Source organism: uncultured Maribacter sp. (assembly GCF_963975365.1).
Taxonomy (GTDB): Bacteria; Bacteroidota; Bacteroidia; order Flavobacteriales; family Flavobacteriaceae; genus Maribacter.
Genome location: NZ_CAXBGF010000002.1, coordinates 134504 through 158717, shown reverse-complemented (window position 1 = coordinate 158717; position 24214 = coordinate 134504). Strand labels below are relative to the sequence as shown.

General features: G+C 33.1%; 27 protein-coding genes. 17 read left to right on the top strand and 10 right to left on the bottom strand.

Annotated features, from left to right (window positions below):
* The first annotated feature begins 130 nt into the window (after window positions 1-130).
* The 5 genes from AACZ49_RS03745 to AACZ49_RS03725 are packed head-to-tail and all read left to right on the top strand — an operon-like array spanning window position 131 to window position 5378.
* Window positions 131-1069: an ATP-binding cassette domain-containing protein gene (locus AACZ49_RS03745; RefSeq protein ID WP_339651787.1), complete on the top strand. Its 939-nt coding sequence runs from the start codon at window positions 131-133 to the stop codon at window positions 1067-1069.
* Window positions 1062-2405, top strand: coding sequence for an ABC transporter permease (locus tag AACZ49_RS03740; RefSeq protein WP_339651784.1), 1344 nt, complete (start codon window positions 1062-1064; stop codon window positions 2403-2405). The genes AACZ49_RS03745 and AACZ49_RS03740 overlap by 8 nt, the downstream gene beginning before the upstream one ends.
* Window positions 2402-3337: a mechanosensitive ion channel domain-containing protein gene (locus tag AACZ49_RS03735; RefSeq protein WP_339651781.1), complete on the top strand. Its 936-nt coding sequence runs from the start codon at window positions 2402-2404 to the stop codon at window positions 3335-3337. The genes AACZ49_RS03740 and AACZ49_RS03735 overlap by 4 nt, the downstream gene beginning before the upstream one ends.
* A complete protein-coding gene (locus tag AACZ49_RS03730) occupies window positions 3324-4205 on the top strand; it encodes a DUF6268 family outer membrane beta-barrel protein (RefSeq protein WP_339651778.1) in 882 nt (293 codons plus the stop codon). Before AACZ49_RS03735 ends, AACZ49_RS03730 begins: the two co-directional genes overlap by 14 nt.
* Before the next feature lie 9 nt (window positions 4206-4214).
* Complete coding sequence (locus AACZ49_RS03725; RefSeq protein WP_339651775.1) at window positions 4215-5378, top strand: sigma-54 dependent transcriptional regulator; 1164 nt, start codon at window positions 4215-4217, stop codon at window positions 5376-5378.
* Window positions 5379-5393: 15 nt separating this feature from the next.
* Here the strand turns inward: AACZ49_RS03725 and AACZ49_RS03720 are convergent, their stop codons facing one another.
* Complete coding sequence (locus tag AACZ49_RS03720) at window positions 5394-6086, bottom strand: hypothetical protein (RefSeq protein ID WP_339651772.1); 693 nt, start codon at window positions 6084-6086, stop codon at window positions 5394-5396.
* A 170-nt stretch (window positions 6087-6256) separates the two neighbouring features.
* Between AACZ49_RS03720 and AACZ49_RS03715 the strand changes: the two genes are divergently transcribed.
* Window positions 6257-7138 (top strand): PPK2 family polyphosphate kinase, encoded by an 882-nt coding sequence (locus tag AACZ49_RS03715; protein WP_339651769.1) that lies wholly within the window; start codon window positions 6257-6259, stop codon window positions 7136-7138.
* A complete protein-coding gene (locus AACZ49_RS03710) occupies window positions 7110-8504 on the top strand; it encodes a M20/M25/M40 family metallo-hydrolase (protein ID WP_339651766.1) in 1395 nt (464 codons plus the stop codon). The genes AACZ49_RS03715 and AACZ49_RS03710 overlap by 29 nt, the downstream gene beginning before the upstream one ends.
* Window positions 8505-8556: 52 nt before the next feature.
* Here AACZ49_RS03710 and AACZ49_RS03705 read toward each other — a convergent pair whose 3' ends face one another.
* Window positions 8557-8922, bottom strand: a complete 366-nt coding sequence (locus tag AACZ49_RS03705; protein WP_339651763.1) for a hypothetical protein — start codon at window positions 8920-8922, stop codon at window positions 8557-8559.
* Window positions 8923-9888: 966 nt separating this feature from the next.
* Here AACZ49_RS03705 and AACZ49_RS03700 point away from each other — a divergent pair.
* Window positions 9889-10821, top strand: a complete 933-nt coding sequence (locus tag AACZ49_RS03700; RefSeq protein WP_339651760.1) for a peptidylprolyl isomerase — start codon at window positions 9889-9891, stop codon at window positions 10819-10821.
* 360 nt (window positions 10822-11181) lie between these two features.
* Here AACZ49_RS03700 and AACZ49_RS03695 read toward each other — a convergent pair whose 3' ends face one another.
* Both AACZ49_RS03695 and AACZ49_RS03690 read right to left on the bottom strand, forming a co-directional pair.
* Window positions 11182-11376 (bottom strand): cold-shock protein, encoded by a 195-nt coding sequence (locus tag AACZ49_RS03695; protein WP_027064347.1) that lies wholly within the window; start codon window positions 11374-11376, stop codon window positions 11182-11184.
* A gap of 129 nt (window positions 11377-11505) precedes the next feature.
* Window positions 11506-12144: a peroxiredoxin gene (locus tag AACZ49_RS03690; RefSeq protein ID WP_339651758.1), complete on the bottom strand. Its 639-nt coding sequence runs from the start codon at window positions 12142-12144 to the stop codon at window positions 11506-11508.
* A gap of 108 nt (window positions 12145-12252) precedes the next feature.
* Here AACZ49_RS03690 and AACZ49_RS03685 point away from each other — a divergent pair, with 108 nt between their 5' ends.
* Window positions 12253-12789 carry a YfiT family bacillithiol transferase gene (locus AACZ49_RS03685; RefSeq protein WP_339651755.1) on the top strand — a complete coding sequence of 179 codons (537 nt, stop codon included), beginning with the start codon at window positions 12253-12255 and terminating at the stop codon, window positions 12787-12789.
* Between the two features lie 12 nt (window positions 12790-12801).
* On the opposite strand, the gene AACZ49_RS03680 is transcribed toward AACZ49_RS03685, so the two are convergent.
* Both AACZ49_RS03680 and AACZ49_RS03675 read right to left on the bottom strand, forming a co-directional pair.
* Entirely contained in the window at window positions 12802-13329 is a 528-nt protein-coding gene (locus AACZ49_RS03680; protein WP_339651752.1) for a GNAT family N-acetyltransferase, read from the bottom strand.
* Window positions 13330-13371: 42 nt separating this feature from the next.
* Window positions 13372-13935, bottom strand: a complete 564-nt coding sequence (locus AACZ49_RS03675; RefSeq protein WP_339651750.1) for a thioredoxin family protein — start codon at window positions 13933-13935, stop codon at window positions 13372-13374.
* A 202-nt stretch (window positions 13936-14137) separates the two neighbouring features.
* On the opposite strand from AACZ49_RS03675, the gene AACZ49_RS03670 reads away from it, so the two are divergent.
* From AACZ49_RS03670 to AACZ49_RS03655, 4 genes are read left to right on the top strand one after another with little or no spacing between them, the layout of a single operon-like run.
* Complete coding sequence (locus AACZ49_RS03670) at window positions 14138-14338, top strand: hypothetical protein (protein WP_339651748.1); 201 nt, start codon at window positions 14138-14140, stop codon at window positions 14336-14338.
* On the top strand, window positions 14335-14673 hold the full coding sequence (locus AACZ49_RS03665) for a tRNA-binding protein (protein ID WP_339651745.1): 339 nt from the start codon (window positions 14335-14337) through the stop codon (window positions 14671-14673). The genes AACZ49_RS03670 and AACZ49_RS03665 overlap by 4 nt, the downstream gene beginning before the upstream one ends.
* Before the next feature lie 4 nt (window positions 14674-14677).
* Window positions 14678-15598, top strand: coding sequence for a bile acid:sodium symporter family protein (locus tag AACZ49_RS03660; RefSeq protein WP_339651742.1), 921 nt, complete (start codon window positions 14678-14680; stop codon window positions 15596-15598).
* Window positions 15595-16647 carry a lysophospholipid acyltransferase family protein gene (locus AACZ49_RS03655; RefSeq protein ID WP_339651739.1) on the top strand — a complete coding sequence of 351 codons (1053 nt, stop codon included), beginning with the start codon at window positions 15595-15597 and terminating at the stop codon, window positions 16645-16647. Before AACZ49_RS03660 ends, AACZ49_RS03655 begins: the two co-directional genes overlap by 4 nt.
* 112 nt (window positions 16648-16759) lie before the next feature.
* Here the strand turns inward: AACZ49_RS03655 and AACZ49_RS03650 are convergent, their stop codons facing one another.
* Window positions 16760-17143: a PUR family DNA/RNA-binding protein gene (locus AACZ49_RS03650; RefSeq protein ID WP_339651737.1), complete on the bottom strand. Its 384-nt coding sequence runs from the start codon at window positions 17141-17143 to the stop codon at window positions 16760-16762.
* Window positions 17144-17208: 65 nt separating this feature from the next.
* Window positions 17209-18960: an ABC transporter ATP-binding protein gene (locus AACZ49_RS03645; protein WP_339651734.1), complete on the bottom strand. Its 1752-nt coding sequence runs from the start codon at window positions 18958-18960 to the stop codon at window positions 17209-17211.
* A 172-nt stretch (window positions 18961-19132) separates the two neighbouring features.
* Between AACZ49_RS03645 and nusB the strand changes: the two genes are divergently transcribed.
* The 4 genes from nusB to AACZ49_RS03625 all read left to right on the top strand — a co-directional run bounded on the left by nusB (window position 19133) and on the right by AACZ49_RS03625 (window position 22345).
* Window positions 19133-20080, top strand: coding sequence for a transcription antitermination factor NusB (gene nusB / locus AACZ49_RS03640; RefSeq protein WP_339651731.1), 948 nt, complete (start codon window positions 19133-19135; stop codon window positions 20078-20080).
* A 43-nt stretch (window positions 20081-20123) separates the two neighbouring features.
* Window positions 20124-20594, top strand: a complete 471-nt coding sequence (locus tag AACZ49_RS03635) for a DUF1573 domain-containing protein (protein WP_339651728.1) — start codon at window positions 20124-20126, stop codon at window positions 20592-20594.
* Between the two features lie 23 nt (window positions 20595-20617).
* Window positions 20618-20902: a preprotein translocase subunit YajC gene (gene yajC / locus AACZ49_RS03630; RefSeq protein WP_091622797.1), complete on the top strand. Its 285-nt coding sequence runs from the start codon at window positions 20618-20620 to the stop codon at window positions 20900-20902.
* A 93-nt stretch (window positions 20903-20995) separates the two neighbouring features.
* Window positions 20996-22345: a Gfo/Idh/MocA family oxidoreductase gene (locus tag AACZ49_RS03625; protein ID WP_339651726.1), complete on the top strand. Its 1350-nt coding sequence runs from the start codon at window positions 20996-20998 to the stop codon at window positions 22343-22345.
* Between the two features lie 12 nt (window positions 22346-22357).
* Here AACZ49_RS03625 and AACZ49_RS03620 read toward each other — a convergent pair whose 3' ends face one another.
* The gene (locus AACZ49_RS03620) at window positions 22358-22957 is read right to left on the bottom strand and encodes a YdeI/OmpD-associated family protein (RefSeq protein WP_339651724.1); all 600 of its coding nucleotides are present in this window, start codon (window positions 22955-22957) and stop codon (window positions 22358-22360) included.
* 4 nt (window positions 22958-22961) lie between these two features.
* Complete coding sequence (pepT, locus tag AACZ49_RS03615; protein WP_339651722.1) at window positions 22962-24185, bottom strand: peptidase T; 1224 nt, start codon at window positions 24183-24185, stop codon at window positions 22962-22964.
* Window positions 24186-24214 lie beyond the last annotated feature (29 nt).

The following is a 24214-nucleotide window of genomic DNA, read 5'->3' as shown; positions in this document are numbered from 1 at the left end:
TAAGGGTGGGTTTTGCTTTTTAGGACAATGTGGTTTGCTAAAGTTATTATCTAAATAGCGTATTGTATAAAGGAATCACAAAGAATGTAGCTAGTCAAAACAATTCAATATCTTTGAATAAATTGCGTACATGAATCATATTTTGGTAGCTAATGAGGTCACCAAACAATTTGGAAACCATACGGCTTTAAAGAACGTTTCCCTCGAAATTCCAAAAAACAGTATATATGGTTTACTAGGTCCAAATGGTGCTGGTAAAACAACATTAATTCGTATTATAAATCAAATTACCTTTCCAGATAAAGGTTCTGTCTATTTTGATGGTCAACTTCTAAAGCCTGAACATATTTCTCAAATTGGTTATTTACCAGAAGAACGTGGCCTTTATAAAAGTATGAAGGTTGGCGAACAAGCCTTATATCTGGCACAATTGAAAGGGCTATCAAAAGCAGAAGCAAAAAAGCGATTAAAATATTGGTTCGAAAAGCTAGAAATAGGTGATTGGTGGAATAAGAAAATCCAAGAACTATCGAAGGGTATGGCGCAAAAAATACAATTTGTGGTTACCGTTCTACACGAACCTAAACTCTTAATTTTCGATGAGCCTTTTAGTGGCTTCGACCCTATAAACGCAAATCTTATAAAAGAACAAATTTTAAGTTTAAAGGATAATGGTACATCTATAATATTTTCTACTCATAGAATGGAATCAGTTGAGGAACTTTGTGAATATATCGCTTTAATACATAAATCTGAAAAAATACTAGATGGTAAATTATCTGATATTAAAAAGGCCTACAAGAATAATATCTTTAAAGTAGGTTTAGAAACGGTGAACCAAGATCTATTGATCAGTGAGGTACAAGATAAATTTCAACTTTTGTCACATGATTATGATATCACTGAAAAACAATTGAATTTAACGTTGCAACTTCCAACAAAAGATTCTAAAATAATATTAGACTTTTTAAGTTGCAGAGCCAATGTAAATGGCTTTGTTGAAACCATACCTTCTGCAAATGATATTTTTATTAAGACCATTCAAAATAAGAATATAGCTCATGAATAAATTACCGTTAATCATCAAAAGAGAATACTTGGCAAAAGTGCGAAACAAGTCGTTTGTTATAATGACTTTTTTGAGCCCAGTTCTAATGGTAGGTATGATTCTTTTAATTGCTTATTTAACACAACTTAATGATAATGAAAAAAGGGTTATCGCAGTATTGAACGACAGTGATTACTTTTCTAATGAGTTTCTAGCTTCAGAGGCAACTGCATATGTCAATTTTAAAAATGTAACCTTGGCTGAAGCCAAAGATTCTACATTAAGCTTGGGTTATTATGGGCTTGTTTATTTACCAAGTGAACCCAATTTGGAGCAGGTGGCACAACGAGCCTTTTTTTATAGTAAAGAAGCGCCAAGCTCTATAGTATTAGACAAACTTGAAAATACAATTACGAGTAGATTACGACAAGAAAGATTGCGAGAACTTGGATTATCGCCTAAAGAATATGCCGAAATGGATCGTAGTTATAATATGAATATTGAAACTTTCGATGGACTTCAAAACATAAAAGGGATAAATGAAATAAAGGCTATTATAGGTGGAGCTTTTGGTTACCTAATAATGATGTTTATTATAATTTATGGCGGTTTCGTTATGCGAAGTGTAATCGAAGAGAAAACAAGTCGTATTATAGAAGTAATTATATCATCGGTAAAACCTTTTCATTTAATGATGGGTAAGATTATTGGTACATCGTTAGCTGGTATTACGCAATTCGCAATTTGGATAGTATCTGGAGCTATATTGTTATTTATTGGTTTGACTATTTTCGATATTGAACCTGCTAGTTTAACCAAAGGAGGAATGGCATCAGAAATCGCAGGTAATGCAAGTGTAGATGTAGATGCGGTCACTCAGAATATTCAATTGTATGCCCAAGAAATTTTTGAAATACCCATATTAGTTATGTTGATTTTTTTTATCATTTATTTTGTTTTGGGCTATTTGATTTATAGTTCAATATATGCTGCAATCGGTGCTGCTGTAGATAATGAAACTGATACTCAACAATTTATTTTTCCGGTTATTTTACCATTAATGCTAGCTATTTACGTTGGCTTCTTTTCGGTGTTCAGTAATCCAAATGGCCCTATTGCTGTTGCTTTTTCACTATTTCCGTTAACATCACCAATTGTTATGTTAATGCGCCTACCGTGGGGTATTGGTGAAGGTGGTGTGCCGGTATGGCAATTAATAAGTTCTATTTTGATATTAATAGCTACTTTTATTGGTATTGTTTGGGTGGCGGCTAAAATTTACCGTGTTGGTATTCTTATGTACGGTAAAAAACCTAGTTATAAAGAATTGTACAAATGGCTTAAATATTCATCATGATCCAAGAGAGTGCAGAAAAGATTAAGGAAATAATTGAAGATGATGTCTGGGGAACTATTAAGAAATTTTTAGACCTAGGCTACCATTTTGGTGAAGGCGAAAAGTCTATTCATATTACGGTAGGTTTACTTCTTCTTCTAACATTGGCTTTTTTACTTACAAGTACAATTTTACAGGGCATAAGAAGGTTTTTTACCAGGAAAATGGAAGTAGATGATAAACTTAAGTTTATTAGTATTTTCAAGTTTATTAAGTATCTAGTTTACGTCGTAGTTATTCTGTTTACTATGAGTGCTGCTGGTATTAATATTACCATTCTAATAACAGCATCAGCCGCTTTGTTTGTTGGTCTTGGTCTTGCATTACAAGAGATTTTCCAAGATATCATCGGTGGTGTTTTCATAATAGTAGATAAGTCTTTACGAGTTGGTGATATTATAGAGATCGATGGTAAAGTCGGCAAGGTTTTTGAGATTAAATTACGAACAACGAGGGCAATTACCAGAGACGATAAGGTCATTATCATTCCTAATCATAAGTTTATAAGTGACATCATTTATAATTACACTCAAAACCATAAAACTACAAGAGAATCTATAAAATTGGGAGTGGCTTATGGTAGTGATGTACAGCTTGTAACTAAAATATTATTGGACATAATAAAGACACATAGAAATGTATTAAAAAGTCCTAAACCTTTTGTTCTTTTTGAAGATTTTGGAGATTCGGCATTACTATTTTCTTTGAATTTTTATATCACTGATAGTTTTTCAGATCCTAGAATAAAAAGTGAATTACGATACAAAATAGATGAAGAGTTTAGGAATAATAATGTTACGATACCTTTCCCTCAAAGAGATGTACATTTATTTCAACAAGCACCTTTTCAACATAGTGCTGTTTCAAATGCAGGGAATAATGAAAAAGGCTAGCGGATTCTTTTTATGGGTATTATTACTTACCGTAGCGATAAATCCAATTTTAGCTCAAACACCAGATGTATTTAGGGTAGAGTATATGTTGATGCCAGATAATAGTGGTGATGTAGAAACTTCGCGTATAAAGCTGGTGTTAAATGTACCGATTGCGTTACGAGAGAAAAAAGATTACCTAATTCTAGGAGCGGAATATAACCGATATAATTTTGAAGTGCCTGATGACCTATTTCCCAATTCTAATGATTTAAGTAAGTTTCATGTGGTAGATGTCAACATGGCTTATATGTATAAATTGAGTGAGAAATGGCGCTTGATAGGGGTGGTAACCCCAAGGTGGTCTTCCAATTTTGTGGAAGAATTACAGCAAGATGATTTTAACATGAATTATACGGTAGGTGCCTATAAGAATATTAAAGATGTAGAAAAGCCTTTTATTTTAGTTTTAGGAATTTCATATAATGGTACTTCACCTATTGATGTTCCTTTGCCTTTTGTGTACTATGAAAAGCGATTTCATCCCAATTGGTCTTATGTTTTAGGAGCACCAAAATCTGGAATGAAATATTTCACCAAAAAAGGACATTTCTTTCAAACAGAATTATTTTTAGATGGTTATTATGTAAATATTCAAAACAATATCTTACTCCCTGGTAATAATTTATCTACAGATGTGTCTTCTACAGCATTATTATTGACTTTAGGTTATCAATATAAAATAACAAAGGATATGTCCGTTTACTTAATAGGCGGTCACTCCTTATTTCAGAATGGGGTATTAAGGGACGAGGAGCGAAATGATATTTTCACCTTAAATGATGAAGCTGGACTTTATTTTAGAACAGGATTTAGAATAGGAATTTAAAAAGTTATTATGTCAAAAATATTAGTAATAGAAGATGAAGCGGCAATAAGAAGGGTATTGGTCAAAATCTTATCTGAAGAGAATGATGCATATTCTGTTGAAGAAGCCGAAGATGGATTAAAGGGAATCGAAACTATTAAAAACAATGATTATGATTTGGTTCTCTGTGACATAAAAATGCCTAAAATGGATGGTGTGGAAGTTTTAGAGGCTGCACGAAAAATAAAACCAGAAATACCTTTTATAATGATATCGGGTCACGGGGATTTAGATACTGCCGTTAATACAATGCGCTTGGGCGCCTTCGACTACATCTCAAAACCGCCAGATTTAAATAGATTATTAACAACCGTAAGAAATGCTTTAGACAGAAAAGTTTTGGTTGTAGAGAATAAGAATCTAAAAAAGAAAGTTAGTAAGAATTATGAGATGATAGGGGAAAGTAATGAAATAAGTATCATTAAAGGTATGATAGAAAAAGTTGCACCAACCGATGCTCGTGTACTTATAACAGGTTCTAATGGTACAGGGAAAGAACTAGTTGCTCACTGGCTTCATGAGAAAAGTGCAAGAAGTGGAGAACCATTTATTGAAGTTAATTGTGCCGCAATACCGTCTGAATTAATTGAAAGTGAATTATTCGGTCATGTAAAAGGTGCTTTTACATCTGCTGTAAAAGATAGAGCAGGAAAGTTTGAAGCTGCCAACAAGGGTACTATATTTTTAGATGAAATTGGCGATATGAGCCTTTCTGCACAAGCAAAAGTATTACGCGCACTACAAGAAAGTAAAATATCAAGAGTAGGTTCTGATAAAGATATAAAAGTTGATGTTCGCGTTATTGCAGCAACCAACAAAGATTTAAAGAAGGAAATTGAAGAAGGCAACTTTAGAGAAGATCTATATCATCGATTAGCTGTAATTCTTATTCAGGTACCTAGTTTAAATGAGAGAAGGGATGATATTCCATTGTTAATAGAACATTTTTCGAATAAAATAACTGAAGAACAAGGTATGGCCGCTAAGACTTTTTCAGATTCGGCGATTAAGCTATTAAAGGCATATGATTGGACAGGAAATATTAGAGAACTTAGAAACGTAGTTGAGCGTTTAATTATACTCGGTGGTCAAAATGTTTCTGAAGATGATGTAAAATTGTTCGCTAGTAAATAATTAAAAAATAGGTCATTAATTGATTACACAGTTCCCTATTCTGTTTAATGCATTTTGCGTGATTTCCTTTGTTCGTAAATTATAGTATTTACTACCTTCAGATATATTTGGTTTCAGTAATTGATCTTCACATTCATCAAATATTTGTTGTGCGAAGGCTTTTGCTTCTTTGCAATTTACAGTGGCAACAACTTTTTCAAGTGAAATTTTATACTTTGCTAATGAAAGGTCGATTTTTTCATTTAAACTTAGGGTTTTGCTGTCTTTGGTGTTAATTACATTTTTTGTAGTAGTAGTTGTGTTCATTGATAACACATCATTAGCATATGTACTATTATGGCTTTCGTGAGAATCTAGAACAAACATAGTGTTGTTAATAAGTTCGACAGATTTATCTAAATAAGTTCTAGTGCCTTCTAAAGTTGTAGATTTGGTCGCGAGAACAAGTGCATCTAAATTTTCGGTCATACTTGCTTTAGCAAAGGTACATCCACAAATTTCTAATTGGTTTTTAGATTTTTCCAAAGCATTTACAGCCTTGTATGCATAGAACCTAGCTTGGTTTATGTCATCTGTAAGAAGTGCAGCACTTATATGAGATTTTGCAAACCCCATATTCGAATTCGCGTATTCACAATCTACATTCGTTCGAAAAGATGATAGTATTAATATAGCAAGAGTGTAGAAAATGTAGATCGCTTTCTTCATTGTAGGTTGTTTAAATTGTAAAATTTGGGATTTTACAAGGTTAAATCTAAGTACTTTGTTCAGCTGAAAATATTATTTTCGATGCAATACGTTTGAATTTCGATAAACGGAATTTTATAGGATAAATATTCTACGCTATTTAAAACAGAATTAAAATTTTATATTTCAGTATGATTAAGATAGAAATACAGCAATACAGGGCAAATGATGACTTTACGATATCTAAAACAAAAACATATGAAGATTTCGGAAAATCAGAAAAAATTTTAAAAAAAGAATTATCGGTAATAAGAAGAGAACTTGGGGAGTTTCAAGATACGGTATATGCACATGGTAAATATAGTATTTTGGTTTGTTTACAAGGAATGGACACTGCAGGTAAGGATAGTTTAATACGTGAGGTCTTTAAAGATTTTAATGTAAGTGGAGTAGAGGTGCATAGTTTTAAAGTACCTACTGAATTGGAATTAAGCCATAATTATTTATGGCGTCATTACTTGGTATTACCTGCAAAGGGTAAATTTGGGGTTTTTAATAGAACCCATTACGAGAATGTTTTGGTTACCAGAGTTCATCCAGAATATATACTTAATGAACATATTCCTGGTATACACACTGTAGATGATATAAATCAAAAATTTTGGGATACAAGGTTTGAACAAATCAATGATTTTGAGCGTCATCTTGCTGAGAATGGAACGTTAATATTCAAATTTTTTCTAAATCTTTCTAAAGAAGAACAGCGTCAACGATTGTTGAGACGGTTAGCTCTTAAGGAAAAACATTGGAAATTTTCTCCAGGTGATTTAAAGGAACGCAAGTTATGGCAGACCTATCAGACTTGTTATGAAGAGGCAATATTAAAAACATCAAATGATCATGCGCCGTGGTTCGTTGTACCTGCAGATAATAAGAAAGCTACTAGAATAATTGTTGCTTCTATACTACTTCAATCGTTAAAAAAATACAAAGATATTAAAGAGCCTATGTTAAGCGATAAAATATTAGCTAATTTAGGCACCTATGAAGAACAGTTACAACGTGAAAAGTAAACTCACACTATTAGTCGTTATTTTCTTTTCCTATTTTGGGTTTTCTCAAAACAATGATCAAGAACAAATTAAAAAGATATACGATGCCGCATTAACTCAAGGTAAAGGGTATGATTGGTTAAACTATTTGTCAAACCAAATTGGGGGTCGGCTTTCGGGGTCAGTTCAAGCTCAGCAGGCAATAAATTATTCGAAATCGCAATTAGATTTATTAGGTCTCGATAAAGTTTGGTTGCAGCCTGTAATGGTGCCAAAATGGGTAAGAGGCACAACAGAGTTTGCTTATTTTGAAACGACACCTGGTATAACAACCAATGTGGCGATTTGTGCATTAGGAGGCTCGGTTGCTACACCACCTGAAGGTATTAAGGCAAATATTATAGAAGTAAATGGTATTGAGGAATTGGTTACATTGGGTAAGGATAAAATTCAAGGTAAAATTGTTTTCTTCAATAAGCCGATGGATCCTACGCAGATCAATACATTTAATGCATATTCAAATTGTGTTGATCAACGTTATTCAGGTGCGTTTGAAGCTTCTAAATATGGAGCATTAGGTGTAATTGTAAGGTCAATGAATCTGCGACTTGATGATTTTCCGCATACGGGTTCAATGGGGTATGATGAACAATCTATTGATGATAGAATACCTGCTGCGGCAATAAGTACAAACGCTGCAGATTTGTTGAGTACGTCATTAAAGTTAAAACCTGAAATCAATTTTTACTTTAAACAAAACTGTAAACAATTTGAAGATGTAGAATCTTATAATGTAATAGGAGAGATTAGAGGTGGTTCTAAGCCAGAAGAAATTATAGTTGTTGGCGGACATTTGGATTCTTGGGATTTAGGTGATGGTTCTCATGATGATGGTGCGGGTTGTGTACAAAGCATGGAAGTTCTTAATCTTTTTCAGAAGACAGGGTATAAACCCAAACGTACCATTAGAGTAGTTTTATTTATGAATGAGGAAAATGGGTTAAGGGGCGGTAAAAAATATGCTGAGGTAGCAGAGGCTAATAATGAGAAGCACATATTTGCTTTAGAAAGTGATTCAGGTGGTTTTACCCCAAGAGGTTTTACTTTCGATAGCAATGATAAAGACTTTGATAAAATTAAAAGCTGGAAACCGTTATTTGAACCTTACCTTATTCATTACTTTGAAAAAGGTGGAAGTGGAGCGGATATTGGTCCGTTGAAAAAAGAAAGTTTAGTATTAGCAGGTTTACGGCCAGATTCACAACGGTATTTCGATTATCATCACGCTGCAAATGATACCTTCGAACAGGTTAATAAACGAGAGCTTGAATTAGGGTCTGCCGCTATGGCGAGTTTAATTTATTTGGTGGACACTTACGGTTTTTAGAACGATACCATAATTGCATCTTAAAATATTCGTAGAAATTTAATCTACGAATTTATTTGTCAGCTATACTATCGCTCATTTTCTCTATCTCTTTAGTTTTTAATGATGCTGCTTTATATCGTAGATCTAAAAAGAGGTCAATTTGTAAGCCCAGATACTTTTCGAAGTAATTGGATAATGGTGTTGCACTATATTTCACAATAATAAAAGACGCCGTAAGCATTAAGGTAATAGTTCCTGCCAAAATCAAGTATTTATTATAATGCCCCATTAGATTATTGAAAATTATATAACCAATTCTTTGATGTAGTAAATACAGGGGATAGGTCATCATTCCTAAATAAAGAAAATAGGATTTGTTCAGCCATTTAAGACGTCTTAAAATAACCAAAAGCATTAGTGCATATACCAAGAACATTGCGGCAGCTATAATCGGTTCTGAGAAGGTTTCTTGGTAGATAATTATTGCTGTTTTAGCATAAAGAATTCGATGAAATGTAGAAAGAATAAAACAGATAAAGATGGCGGTGCCATTTTTTCTGTTATTTTTTTACTCCTATAAATATCAGCCATGAGTATACTGGCAATAAATGCTGGTTACCATTCGAACATAAGGAACCAGTCGATAACTTTTACGACCATATTGCTTTTACGAAAAGATAAATAATTGATAAAGCAAGCCATGTGTATGCAATCGTAGCTATTTTTAACTTCTTATAACGGTTTAGTATAGGATAGCTAAGTGCAAGTGCATAAAATCGTAATTCGACCGACATGTTCCAGTACGCTCCATCCAAACGTTCTACATCGATAAAATCTTGTAACAAGGTTAAATTGAATTAAAACTGACCAAAAGTGGTATAAAATCTTGGGGCTTCGAAGAATATTGTGACCATGTAAGTGATGAATGCACAAAGCCAATACACAGAAAATAAACGTACCACTCTAGATTTGAAAAAGTAGGTGACAGATTTATTTGAAACCGAAAGTGCAATTACAAAGCCACTGATGATGAAAAATAAATCAATAAAAACAGCACAATATTTTATCTATTCACCTGCAAGTTCTAAGAAACTCAAGTTTGTTAAGTTATCAGCTTTAAATCCTCCTATATAGATAGTGCACTAACATAATGCCTAAAGCGGCAACAAATCGTAGTAAATCTATTTGGTAAATACGTTGTTTAACAGGCATGCAGAATTGTAGCATTTGAAGTCAGTTAACATAAAAAGTTATATTCATAAGAATAAATTATTCTAATCGATAGAAGTGATTATAAATTGGCTCATCTCCATTTAGTAGGTAATTATGAGCATAGTAAAATTGGCAAAACACTCAAATCGTTAAATTTCTTTACCTTTGTCAGATATTTAAAAATAGTAGAATGGAAGAAGGAATTTACGCTAAGTTCAATACAAACAAAGGCGAAATATTAGTAAAATTAACTCATGAAAAAACTCCTGGTACGGTAGGTAATTTCGTTGCTCTTGCAGAAGGGAGTAAGGAGAATAGCGCAAAAAGCAAAGGAGAACCTTTTTATAATGGATTGAAATTTCATAGAGTAATACCAGATTTTATGATTCAAGGTGGTTGTCCACTAGGAAGAGGAACTGGAGATGCAGGGTATAAATTTGATGATGAATTTCATTCAGATTTAAAACATGATGCACCCGGTGTTCTTTCTATGGCCAACTCAGGCCCTGGTACCAATGGTAGTCAGTTTTTTATCACTCACGTTCCAACACCATGGTTAGATAATAAGCATACCGTTTTCGGTCATGTAGTTGCTGGGCAAGAGGCTGTTGATAAAATAGCACAAGAAGATTTAATTGAATCTTTAGAGATAGTTAGAGAGGGTGAGGAAGCCATAAATTGGGATGCAGTAAAAGCATTTGAGAACTTTAATTCTTCTGGTGAAGCCCGTTTAGCAGCCGAAAAAGCAAAGCAAGAAGCTGAATTAGATAAAGTTGCTGCTGGTTTTGAATCTACCGAATCTGGTCTGCGTTATAAAATGATTCAGAAAGGGGATGGTGCTAAAGCTGAAAAGGGTAAACAAGTATCTGTTCACTATGAAGGTTCACTCTTGTCAGGAGATGTATTTGACTCTTCTTATAAGCGTAACTCACCAATTGATTTTCAATTAGGTATTGGTCAAGTTATACCAGGTTGGGATGAAGGAATATCACTTTTAAAAGTTGGTGATAAAGCCCGTTTTGTAATTCCATCAGATTTAGCATATGGTTCAGCAGGAGCTGGCGGAGTAATTCCACCAAATGCTACATTGATTTTTGATGTAGAATTAATGAAAGTAGGATAAATAGTAATATATACTTATAAAAGAGCTGCACCTTTATCGAACTGATAAGGGTGTTTTTTTTTTTTTAAGTATACTTTAGTTTTCGTAATTGATATTCTCCATTATTACTTTTTACGAGCTGAAAAGCCAGCTAAGAGTAATGCGATATTCACGATAATTAAAATTAGAAATACGGTAAAAAAGGTGTTCATAGGTTAGACGTATAAAGTCGGGGAACTTTAATTTGCTTAATTTATAGATAGTGAACCATATAAAAGGTTGCGTAGACTTTGAACATTTTTTTTGAATTTTTAAGATAAAGCACAAAAAAACCCGAACCAATGGTTCGGGTTTCATACTATAAAAAAGTTAAATCGTTACCTAGTCAATTACTTTCACATTAACGGCGTTTAATCCTTTTTTACCTTGTTGTAGTTCAAATTCCACAACATCACCTTCTCGAACTTCATCGATTAAGCCAGAAATGTGTACAAAATGATCTTCGTTTGAACCATCTTCAGTGATAAAACCGTAACCTTTGGAATCATTGAAGAATTTTACTGTTCCTTTACTCATAATAGAAAAATTAAATATTAATTAAAGTGCGAAGATAGTTTTTTTTTATTAAATATCTTAAATTCTAACAGGTTATCTTAATGTTAAGAATTAAACTCTAACTTATTGAGGATGAACTCATTTTTGGGCCTATGAAGTAGGATCTGGAGTCATTCTCAAGTAAGGTTTTACCTCGGTAACTCCTTTAGTAAACATTTCTTTTGCATCGGCTGTGGATATCGCTGGGATAACAACAACATCTTTGCCATGTTCCCAGTTTGCTGGGGTAGCAACTTTATGGTATGCAGTAAGTTGTAAAGAGTCAATAACTCTCAATAATTCATAAAAATTTCTTCCTGTCGAAGCTGAGTATGTCAATGTAAGTTTAACGCTTTTGTCTGGCGCAATGATAAATACTGAACGTACCGTTAAATTGTTGTCTGCATTTGGGTGAATCATATCATACAAATGAGATACTTTTTTATCCTCATCGGCTATAATGGGAAAATTAACAATGGTATTTTGAACTTCATTAATATCCTTGATCCACTCTGCATGAGATGCTGCACCATCAACACTTAGGGCTAGCATTTTTACGTTTCTTTTATCGAATTCGTCTTTAAATTCAGACGCTGTTCCTAATTCAGTTGTACAAACAGGTGTAAAATCAGCAGGATGTAAGAATAAAATACCCCAACTGTCTCCTAAATAATCGTATAAATTAATGGTTCCCATTGAACTATCAGCGGTAAAATCTGGAGCCTTATCTCCTAATCGTATTGTTGCCATTTTTTTGAATTTTAATAAAGATGTTATATCCTATAACATTACTAGATTAATATACTTTGTGTTAAGGTTTTTGGTTAAATAGTCTATTAAAATTTTTACTTTTAGTTCATGGAAGATTTAGAAAAGTTAAGATATCCAATTGGTCATTTTAATTGTCCGGCTGAGATTTCAGTAGAAGATTTAAAAGACTGGATTAATGTATTAGAAACGCTACCAGTAAGGTTGTCGAACCTTGTTAGTGGATTTTCTGAAACGCAATTGGAAACACCGTATAGGGATGGAGGATGGACAGTAAGGCAAGTAATCCATCACTTAGCTGATAGTCACCATCACAGTTATACCCGTTTTAAATGGGCTTTAACAGAAAATAGACCTTTGATAAAAGCCTATTATGAAAAGGATTGGAGTGAATTGTTCGATTCCAAAACAGCTCCGATAGATTTGTCTTTAAATTATCTTACCGCATTGCACGCAAAGCTAGTGTATCTATTGAAGGGTCTTTCATCAGAGGATTTCAAAAAATATTACATTCATCCAGAAGGTGGTATTAATGTGTCAGTAGCAGAAAATTTGGGTAAATACGCCTGGCATAGTAACCACCATTTTGCTCATATAAAGAATTTGGTGGTTAGAAAAGGTTGGTAATGGTATATGTAATTAAATTTCTTTAAGTAAAATATACATTGGTTTTTCTTTCTCAATGACATTTTCAAATGGAACTTTGGAGGTGTCAATAATAGAAAAATTATTTGCTAAATAGAATGAAAGGGCAGGACCATTTTGCATAGCGCCTAAAAATATAGCCTTTTTAGAAAGCTCTCTTGCCTTGGTTTCTATGAATTTAAGAGTTTCTTTTCCGATACCCAATCCTGTAAATTCTTTTTGAATATAAATTTTATCTAAATAAAGAGCTTCTGATTTATTTAAGTTGGCAATTGCCATATCTAATGTGATTTTTAAAATGCCAACATAAGCATCTTTCATTTTTAGTAGATATAGTGCAGTGTTATCATCTTGCTCTTCCTTTAATAGAATCTCTTTAGTGAAACTATTTTGAATATAGGTAGATGTGTCACCATTTGGCCAAAGGTGCCTGTAATGTTGGTTATACGCTGTAGTGCCAATGTTTATGTAGTCATCGTAGCGTGATGCAGCTAATGGTTCAAATGTAAAGGTGCTTTTCATTTATTTTCTTCAAAAAATGTTTTAATGGAAATTGAATTCAAATTAAACTTGAGGTTTCCATTTAATATTACAACCTATGCTGGGTTTTTGAAGAGAGTTGATTTTCTTTCCGGATAATAAATTTTCTAAAGCATCTCTAAGATCTTTTCCATTTAAAGGTTGTCTATTTCCTGGTCTAGAATCATCTAATTGACCTCTATAAACGAGCTTTAGTTCAGCATCGAATAGGTAGAAGTCTGGCGTACATGCAGCATCATAGCTTTTTGCGACTTCTTGGTGTTCATCATATAAATAAGGAAAGGTATAATTTTCAGCTTTTGCCTTAATTCTCATATAATGTGGTGCATCTGCAGGATAGTTCTCAATGTCGTTACTAGAAATGGCAATAAACTTTATTCCTCTTTTCTGATATTCATTTGCCAATTTTGTAATCTCTGGATTAACATGAATTACAAATGGACAATGGTTACAAATAAACATAATTACGGTTCCTTTATCCCCCTTTAAAGTGGGCAGATTCATCGTTTTTTGACTTACCGTATCTAATAAGCTGAATTCTGGTGCTATGGTACCTAAAGCCAACATATTGCTTTCGGTTCTTGACATATAGTTTTAAATTTAATGTTACTAAGTTAAGAAATTTAAAAGCCTTTTAATTGGTTATTACAATTACTAATTTCATTAGATTTTTAAAATAAATTATATAAAAAATTCATATTCATCACTTTCTATTGCAATACAAGATTAACAAAAGAAAGGGTATATGGCAGATTTTAATTTATGTAATACGGGTATCGAACATAAACATATGAAATGTATTTATAAAGCGACGGAATTAGATGTAGTTAAATTTTATCGGTCTGAAGGTATGAGTAACCCAGACTATAATACTATATTGTATGTAATTGAAACTACTACTGGTGAGAAAGGACATTTAGTTGATGCTTACGGTATGTATGCAGGTAATGTGTCTAGAGAGTTAATTAAAAAACTTAATATCATTAAATGAGCGATACCATTTCTTGGGCCGATTTCAGTAAAATTGATATAAGAACAGGAACGGTAGTTGCTGTATTCGATTTTCCTAAAGCACGAAATCCTTCTTATAAATTGCATATTGATTTTGGAGATGAAATAGGTGTGAAGAAAACTTCTGCTCAGATAACCAATAAATATGAAAAAGGTGAACTTTTAGGAATACAGGTTATTGCCGTGGTTAATTTTCCAGATAAGCAAATAGCTGATTTTATGAGTGAATGTCTTATATTAGGTGCAGTTGAAAACAAGTCTGTGGTTCTAATTAAGCCACAAATGAAAGTGCCTAACGGATTAAAAATTTCTTAGATTATTGACTGAAAACCTATTAGATAACGTTCATATTAATTTTGATGCAGGTGCCTTATGGGTTTTAAACCTTGTATTGGGTTTGGTAATGTTCGGTGTCGCTTTAGAGATATCGCTTAAAGATTTTAGACCATTATTTTTAAAACCAAAAGCGTTAATTTTAGGTGTTTTTAGTCAGTTTATTTTACTTCCGGCAGTAACCTATCTTTTAATTCTTTTAATTGAACCATTACCAAGCATCGCTTTAGGTATGTTTATGGTAGCAGCCTGCCCTGGGGGTAATATATCTAATTTTCTCTCATATCTATCCAAAGCAAACACAGCATTATCAGTAAGTCTTACCGCAATTGCAACCCTTTTGGCCATAGTAATGACACCATTGAATTTTCATTTTTGGTCAATGCTTTATTCTCCAAGTTCTAAATTGATTCAAGAGATTTCTATATCGTCTGTTGAAATGTTTAAACTTGTATCGCTGCTATTAGGTTTACCTTTAATTTTAGGTATGTATGTTAACTACAGCCATCCCGTTTTAGCGATGAAATTAGCAAAAAGGTTAAAAGTGGTTTCCCTGCTCTTTTTTATATGTTTAGTATTTATCGCTTTGTATAATAATCTCGATATTTTTATAGATTATATTGTTTATGTTTTCTGGATTGTATTATTCCATAATTTTATTGCTTTTTCAACAGGGTACAGTATCGGTAAGTTATTTCGATTGCCAGAAGATTCTGTAAGGTCAATTACTATCGAAACAGGAATACAGAATTCGGGTTTAGGCCTATTATTAATTTTCACATTTTTTGATGGATTAGGAGGAATGGCATTAATTGCTGCTTTTTGGGGAATTTGGCATATCGTTTCTGGACTTATTTTAGCTGCATTATGGAATGGTAAACCTATTGCTAAAGAAACTATAGCGTGAGCGGTTTTATATATTCGATAATTAAATTAGTGGTAAGGACCGGACTTTATACCTATCATAAAAAAATAGTAATTACAGGACTTGATAATATACCAACGGATAAACCAATTTTATTTCTGTCCAACCATCAAAGTGCTTTAATTGATGTTTTATTGATAGCAACAGACTGCCAACGAAAGCCTTTTTTTTTAACTCGTGCAGACGTATTCTCAAGTTCTTGGTTGAATCGTATTTTTTCATACTTCAGGATGTTACCTATTTATAGAATAAGAGATGGAAGAGAAACCTTGGCGAATAATAACTTAATTTTCAACACCTGTTCTGAAATATTAAATAGGGGAGAAGCACTGGTTATTTTCCCAGAAGCAAATCATAATCTGCAACGTAGGGTTAGGCCTCTAAGTAAAGGTTTTACAAGAATACTATTGAGAAGCTTTGAACTTTATCCTGAACTGGATATACAATTAGTACCAGTAGGATTAAATTATAAAAATGCAACTCATTTTCCTGATGAAGTGGCTGTTCATTATGGTAAATCTATTTCTGCCAAAAGCCTCTTTCATTTAGAGGATGTTAATAAATCTAGTCAATCAATAAAAGATATAGTTTCTTCTAGTTTAAAAAAACTGACCAGTCATATACCAAATCATGAAAATTATGAAGCAACGGTTAGTAGGTTAATGAATGAAAATGTGAGCTTTCTCGATCCTGTGTTGGTAAACGAAAAAGTTCAATCATATTCTAAATCAGTAACAAATAGTACGAGTGGGGCTTTAACCGAAAGTAAAAAATACAATCAATCAAAATTGCTGTTTTGTTTATTGAATTTTCCTGTTATTTTGCTATGGCGTTTATGGCTAAAACCAAAAGTGCCTGAAGCTGAATTTATAGGTACTTTTAGGTTTGCATTTAGTTTAATTCTTTTTCCTATTTATTTACTCACTCTTTTTATATCTATTTCGTTTTTACAAACAATCGAAATAGCTCTTTTGAGTATAGGGTTGCTCACAGTTTTTAATATATTACTCATAAAATTAGTTCTACGTTAAAAGGCTGTAATTACAATGCCTGTAAAAAGAATTGTAACAATAAGAAAATAATAACCAAAACGACCCTTATCACTAAAGGTTGTTTTGGTTAATATTAAAATTTTACTTTTAATTAAATGTCCTCAAAGCTTACATCAGTAAAACTAGAGGTGCTTGTTGAGGTATTCTCTGTTTCTTGTTCAACCTCTGTTTCCTCTTTTTTGAAATCTTTTTGATGTCTTTCAGAAATTACTTCAGAACCTTTTTCATTAATGATGAAATCCATCATTTCTTCCACATTTTCCTTAAAGGCCTCAAAATCTTCTTTGTATAGATAAATTTTGTGCTTTTTATAATGGAAAGACCCATCATCATGTGTAAATTTTTTGCTTTCAGTTATGGTAAGGTAATAATCACCAGCTTTCGTACTTCTTACATCAAAAAAATAAGTCCTTCTGCCAGCGCGTAAAACTTTGGAGTGAATTTCTTCCTGATCTGATAAATCTCTTTCGCTCATTTCTTATGTTTAGTGTCGTTATACTATCAAAAATGGAAAAAAAAACGCTCACCGACAACAATTTTCTAATTTTCTTTCTCTGAAAGCTGTTTGTAGTAAAGCTGTTTGTAATAGCCATCCTTGCTATTTAATTCTTCATGTGTACCTTCTTGAATTAGTCTTCCATCTTCTAAAACTAATATTTTATCAGCATTTTTAGCAGATGAGACACGGTGACTTACAATCAATGTAGTTCTATTCTTAGAGGCTTTTTTTAGATTGCTCAATATTTCTTCTTCGGTTTCGGTATCGACAGCCGAAAGACAGTCATCGAACAAATATATTTTTGGTTTTTTAATTAGTGCACGAGCAATAGATACGCGTTGTTTTTGACCACCACTAAGGGTAATTCCTCGTTCTCCTAATACAGTGTCATATTTTTTAGAGAACCCTATAATATTTTCATGAACGACGGCGTCTTTGGCAATATTGATTATTTCTTCGTCAGTTGCATCTTCTTTGCCGAATTTTATATTATTCTTAATACTATCAGAAAATAGAAAAGCATCTTGTGGAACAGCTCCTATTGATTCTCTTAAATTAGTTAGGTCAAAGTGCTTAATAGGATGGTCATCAATTAATATTTCTCCTGATGTGGTGTCATACAATCGAGCAACCAAATCTAGAATTGTCGATTTTCCCGATCCGGTTTTACCAAGAATAGCTGTAGTTTCCCCTTCATTGATAGTGAAAGACAAATTACTTAACGCAGTAATGTCTGTATCTTCATAGGTGAAACCAACATTTTTAAATTCTATTTTTCCTTTAACCTTATGATTGTAAGTTGGGGTGTTTTTTAATTCTGGTACAACTTTTAAAAATTCATTAATTCTTTCTTGACTCGCTGCCGCTCGCTGAACAATAGAGGTTAACCATCCTACAATGGCAACTGGCCAGGTTAGCATATTAACATAGAGAATGAATTCTGCAATAAGGCCAACGCTTATCTCACCAGCTAAATATTGTTTGCCACCTATGTAAATCACCAAAATATTACTAATACCGATCAACAAAATCATGAGAGGAAAGAACCATGCATTTACTTTTGCAAGATTTACACTCTTTTCTTTTCCATCAATGGCTAATGTTACTAATTCATCATTGGTCTGCGGTTCTAAGGCATACGCCTTTATAACAGAAACACCTGAAAATACTTCTTGTGTAAATGTAGACAAGGATGATAAATATTGCTGGACGATAGTACTCCTTTTATGAATCACCTTACTGATTTGATAAATTAAAACTGATAATATGGGTAGTGGTAATAGGGTGTAAGCAGCCAAAGTGGGCGCTTTTATAAACATTAAAGGAATTAAACATGCGAATAAAGTGAGTGTTTGTATGCCATACATTATTGCTGGTCCTGCATACATGCGCACTTCGTTTACATCTTCACTAATTCTGTTCATTAAATCGCCAGTTCTATTTTTCTTGTAGAAGTTGAGACTTAACTTTTGATAGTGGTCGAAAATTTCATTTTTAAGATCATACTCGATGTATCTCGAAATATTAATAATAGTCTGTCGCATTAAAAAAGTGAAGAAACCAGATAGTAATGCGGCACCAATTATGATAAGAATGTATTCTAAAAGAAGTTCTTGTGCTGTTGATTTGCCTATTTCAGTAGAAATATATCTTTCAACTACAGATATAGATTTATTGACATAAGAAGGCATAACCAATTGAAATAGCCTTGCTACGACAGTGATTATGATTCCTAGAAAAAGTTTAAGCCGATATTTCTTGAAGTATTTATTAAGGTGCTTAAGTTCTTTCATAGGTTGTTCAAAAAAAGAAGATTATATTCATTCTTTGATCAAAGATAGTTTTTTGCCCTAAAACCATATGTTATAAATAAGCTAAGATAAATGCGATTGCTATTGTGACCCTTTAAATAGATACTTACCTTTGCGGCTTTAATTATTAATTTATTTAAAAAAGTTCTTTAAAATGCTTACAAGAAGGCATATTAGGGTTAAAGTAATGCAGAGCATATACGCCCTAATTCAATCCAAGGATGATTCCTTGCAAAAACAAGAGAAGTTTTTAAAAGTAAGCATAGATAATACCTATACGCTTTATTTATTATGGTTAAGTCTTTTTGTAGAAATACAGAAAAGGGCTGCGGACCAAATTTCTCTTTCAGCTAATAAATACATTAGCGATAAGAAGCAAGAATTTCCAAATCCAAACAAGTTTATTCAAAACCGTTTGTTGCTACAAATGGTGGACAATTCTAAGTTGACTGAAGAAATCAATCATAGAAAGCTCGATAATTGGTACTTAAATGAGGAATATGTAAAACTTATCTATAAAGAAATTATAGAGAGTGAAGCATATCAAGAGTATATGTCTAAGCCAGAAAGTGATTATGCCTCGGATAAGGAATTGGTAATGACCTTGTTTAAGACAATTATTGCACCTAATGAAAAGATTTACGACTACTTCGAAGACGATAAATTAACATGGGTAGATGATATTCCTATTGTGAATACTTTTGTGTTAAAGCATTTGAAAAAAGCAAAGCAAGTGCATCCTGAGTCATATTTTCTGCCAAGTCTATTGAAGGATAATGACGACATGCAATATGCATTGCAACTTCTATCTAGAACTTTATTGAAAAATGAAGCATTAGAAAAAGAAATTGAGGGTAAAACACCTAATTGGGATAAAGATCGTATAGCTGAGATAGATAGTATTTTATTAAAAATGGCCATCTGCGAATTGTTACATTTTCCTTCAATTCCAGAAAGGGTAACCATAAATGAGTATTTAGAGATAGCAAAAGAATACTCAACCCCAAAGAGCAGCATATTTATAAATGGTATTTTAGATAAGCTTACCAAAGAATATAAAGCAGAAGGAAAGCTTAACAAAATAGGTAGAGGTCTATTATAAAAATATTTTATAATTTTACAATTAATTGATAAATCATAATAGTATGAAAAAAATAGTTCTAATTGTTGGTCTAGTATCAATGGTAGCTTTTACTTCTTGTAAAGACAATGCATCAAGTAAGATCAAAACAGATAACGTAGTAGAGGCTGCAGTAAGAGATGAGGCTGCAAAAGCAGTGCCTGTAATGTCTTTTGAAAAGGCAGAACACGATTTTGGTACAATTGAGCAAGGAACACCTCAAGAAACAGTATTCAAGTTTACAAATACCGGTAACGCACCACTTATTATTACAGATGCAAAAAGTAGCTGTGGTTGTACGGTACCTAATCCTCCTAAGGACCCAATTGCTCCTGGTGAGACTGGTGAGTTGAGAGTTAACTTTAATGGTTCAGGTCAAAATCAAGTAACCAAAACAATTACGGTTACAGCGAATACTGAAAAAGGTTCTGAAATTTTGAGAATTAAAGCTTTTGTAAATCCAAAAGGCGCAGCTCCACTAGGACCTGTTAAATAAATATAAATACAGATATACCAAAAATGGGTGATATAGGGCAGTTTCTTCCGATGATTTTGATTTTTGTGGTCGCATATTTTTTTATGATTCGACCTCAAATGAAAAGGCAAAAGGATGAAAAGAAATTCTCAGCAGAGTTAAAACGTGGTGATCGTGTAATTACCAAAAGTGGTCTGCACGGTAAGGTAGTGGATTTAAATGAAAAAGATTCTTCTTGCGTGTTGGAGACAATGGCAGGGAAATTAAAATTTGACAGATCTGCCATATCCATGGAAATGAGCGCTAAATTAAACGCTCCAGAAAAATAAATTTTTATATTTCATATAAAAAACACCGATGTTTATACATCGGTGTTTTTTTTTGCCTAAAAGCAGTATATTTAGTAGAACTAAATTATTGCCATGTTACAAAATAGGAGAAGTTTTATTAGAAAAGGTACAGCAGGATTAGTAATGACGGGAGCTTCATTTGTATTTCCGATGGAGGTATTATCCATGATGCGTAAAAGAGTAGGAGCAAATGACACTATTAATGTTGGCTTAATAGGGTGTAATGGAATGGGCTTCTCCGACTTATCCTCTTTTCTTAAAATGAGTGAAATAAATGTTATTGCTCTATGCGATGTAGACGAAAATGTTTTGAAAGCTAGAACCGCAGATTTAGAAAAGGCAGGCATTAAAAAGCCAAAATGGTATGGCGATTATAGAAAATTATTAGAGAACAAAGATATTGATGTGGTAATTATAGGTACACCCGACCATTGGCATTGTTTGCAATTGACCGATTCTTTGCTCGCTGGTAAAGATGTTTATTGTGAAAAGCCCGTTGCTAACTCTGTGCAAGAGGCTAATATTATGTTAGATTTTGTGCATTCGAAAGATAAAATGGTTCAAATTGGGCAATGGCAACGTAGTCAGCCACATTTTGTAGATGCTATTAAATTTGTACACTCGGGTGCTCTAGGTGAAATAAGATTGGCAAAAGCTTGGGCGTATCAAGGTTGGATGAAACCAGTGCCAATTATAGCAGATTCTGCCGCACCAAAAGGTGTTGATTATAAAATGTGGTTAGGCCCAGCGCCAGAAAGAGCTTTTAATGCCAATAGGTTTCATTTTAATTTTAGATGGTTTTGGGATTATGCTGGCGGATTAATGACCGATTGGGGCGTTCATTTAATGGATTATGCTCTTTATGGAATGAAAGCGGAAACCCCGAAATCTGTGATGGCATTAGGGGGTAAATTTGCCTACCCCAATGATGCGTCTGAAACTCCAGATACTTTGCAAACCGTTTACGAATATGACGGATTCTCTATACTTTGGGAACATGCTACAGGTATTGATGGTGGCAATTATGGTAGAAATCATGGTATAGCCTTCATCGGAAACAATGGAACCCTAGTATTGGATAGAGGGGGATGGGAAGTTATACCAGAAAGGGAATTTCAAGGATGGGGACAAGAAGGTATTCCAAAAATGCAGGCTGTTTCTTATGATAATGGTGGATTAAATGGATTAGACCTGCATACCAAAAATTTTATTGAGGCAGTTAAAAGTAGAGATAATTCAAAATTGAACGCACCTATTAAAGTGGGTTACGATACCGCTTTGGTTTCGCATATGGGTAACGTAGCCTTTAAAACTGGAAATAGAATCTATTGGGATGAAATTTCAGGTGAATTTAAAAATGAGGAAGCTAATCAATTTCTAAAAGCGAATTACAATAACGGTTGGAAATTACCTGCCTTGTAAACAGAAAGAAATTTATTTTCGGTAAAAGTCGTTAAGACCTTTGCCGTCTAGAATTAGAGGAATTATTTTACTGATCCTTAATTGTTTCGTTTTCTCTTGTTTTGCGAGATCTATATATTCGGCATATTCTTTTTGCTTGTAGTGGGTGAGATTGTAAAAGACATCTTTAAGTTCTTTATTCTTTTTAAATTCAGATATCAAATGAGTTGGAATAATAATTTTCTCTTTAGGCTTTTTTGTGAGTTTTAACTCTAGCCCCTTTTTATGATTTTCAATAGCCTCGTTTATGTAATCTACTACTCCCTTTTTATCAATTTCTTGCTGAGATAAAAATTTCCATTGCCTCATGGCTTTAGTTTTTCCTTCTTGTGCATTTTTGAGTACTCTTTTAGGATCCTTTAAAAAGACACCGTTAAAGAACCAAATGCCAAAATCAACCTTGAATTTACAAATGGCAATGATATTCTTATTTTCAAAAGTGTATGTTGGAAAACTCCATTTATAGGTTTCTATTAATCCACAATCTAAAGCTAGTTTCCTTAGTTCGGCGATACCATTTTTAAAATCATGTACATCGGTGTAGAATTTTTCTAGTTTTTCTAACTTATCCATACCTTTATTGCTGAGCTGTTAATTCACAAATTCTTACAATAACTTCCACTGCTTTTTGCATACTCTCAACGGGCACGTATTCATATTTGCCATGAAAGTTGTGGCCACCAGCAAATATATTAGGGCATGGTAGGCCCATGTAGCTTAATTGAGAACCATCAGTTCCACCTCTAATCGGTTTTGTTATTGGGGTTATTCCTATATCCTCCATAGCTTTTTTTGCTATTTCTACAATATGGTATACGGGTTCTATTTTCTCTTTCATGTTAAAATACTGGTCCTTTAATTCCATTGAAATACAATCATCATATTTATGATTGTATTTTTTGATCAATACTTTCAATAATTCTTTCCGCTCATTAAATCGCTGTAAGTCGTGATCTCTGATGATTAATTCAATAGAAGCATTTTCAATTTCACCATTTACAGTGTGTACATGAAAAAAACCATCCCTTTCATCAGTTTCCTCAGGTATTTCATGTCTTGGTAACTCTGCAATTATATGATTTGCAATAAGTACGGCATTGACCATTTTACCTTTTGCATAGCCTGGGTGTACGCTTTTACCATTAATTTTGATTTTTGCACTAGCAGCATTGAAGTTCTCATATTCCAATTCTCCTATTTGGCTACCATCCATAGTATAGGCCCATTTTGCATCAAATTTTTCTATATCGAATTTGTGAGCCCCTCTGCCAATTTCTTCATCTGGTGTAAACCCAATACGAATAGTTCCATGCTTTATTTCTGGGTGTTTTACCAAATATTCCATAGCGGTAACTATTTCGGTTATACCTGCTTTGTCATCAGCGCCTAATAAGGTAGTACCATCGGTGGTAATCAATGTTTTTCCTATATATTGTAATAAATCGTGAAAGTATGATGAAGATAAAATAATATTCTTTTCTTCGTTCAAGACAATATCATTGCCATCGTAGTTCTCGATAATTTTCGGTTTTACATTAGTACCTGAAAAATCTGGAGACGTATCAAAATGAGAAATAAAACCTATTGTGGGAACTTCGTGTTCTACGTTCGAAGGTAAAGTTGCCATAATGTAGGCATTATCATCAATAGAAACATCTTTTAAGCCAATTGAACGCAGTTCTTCTACCAATTTATTTGCCAAATTCCACTGTTTTTCGGTACTTGGGGTTGTCTCAGATGATGAATCGCTTTGTGTGTCAATAATAACATAACTAATAAAACGGTCAATGATATGCTGCATGGTAAAAAATGATTTTATCAAAAATAGGG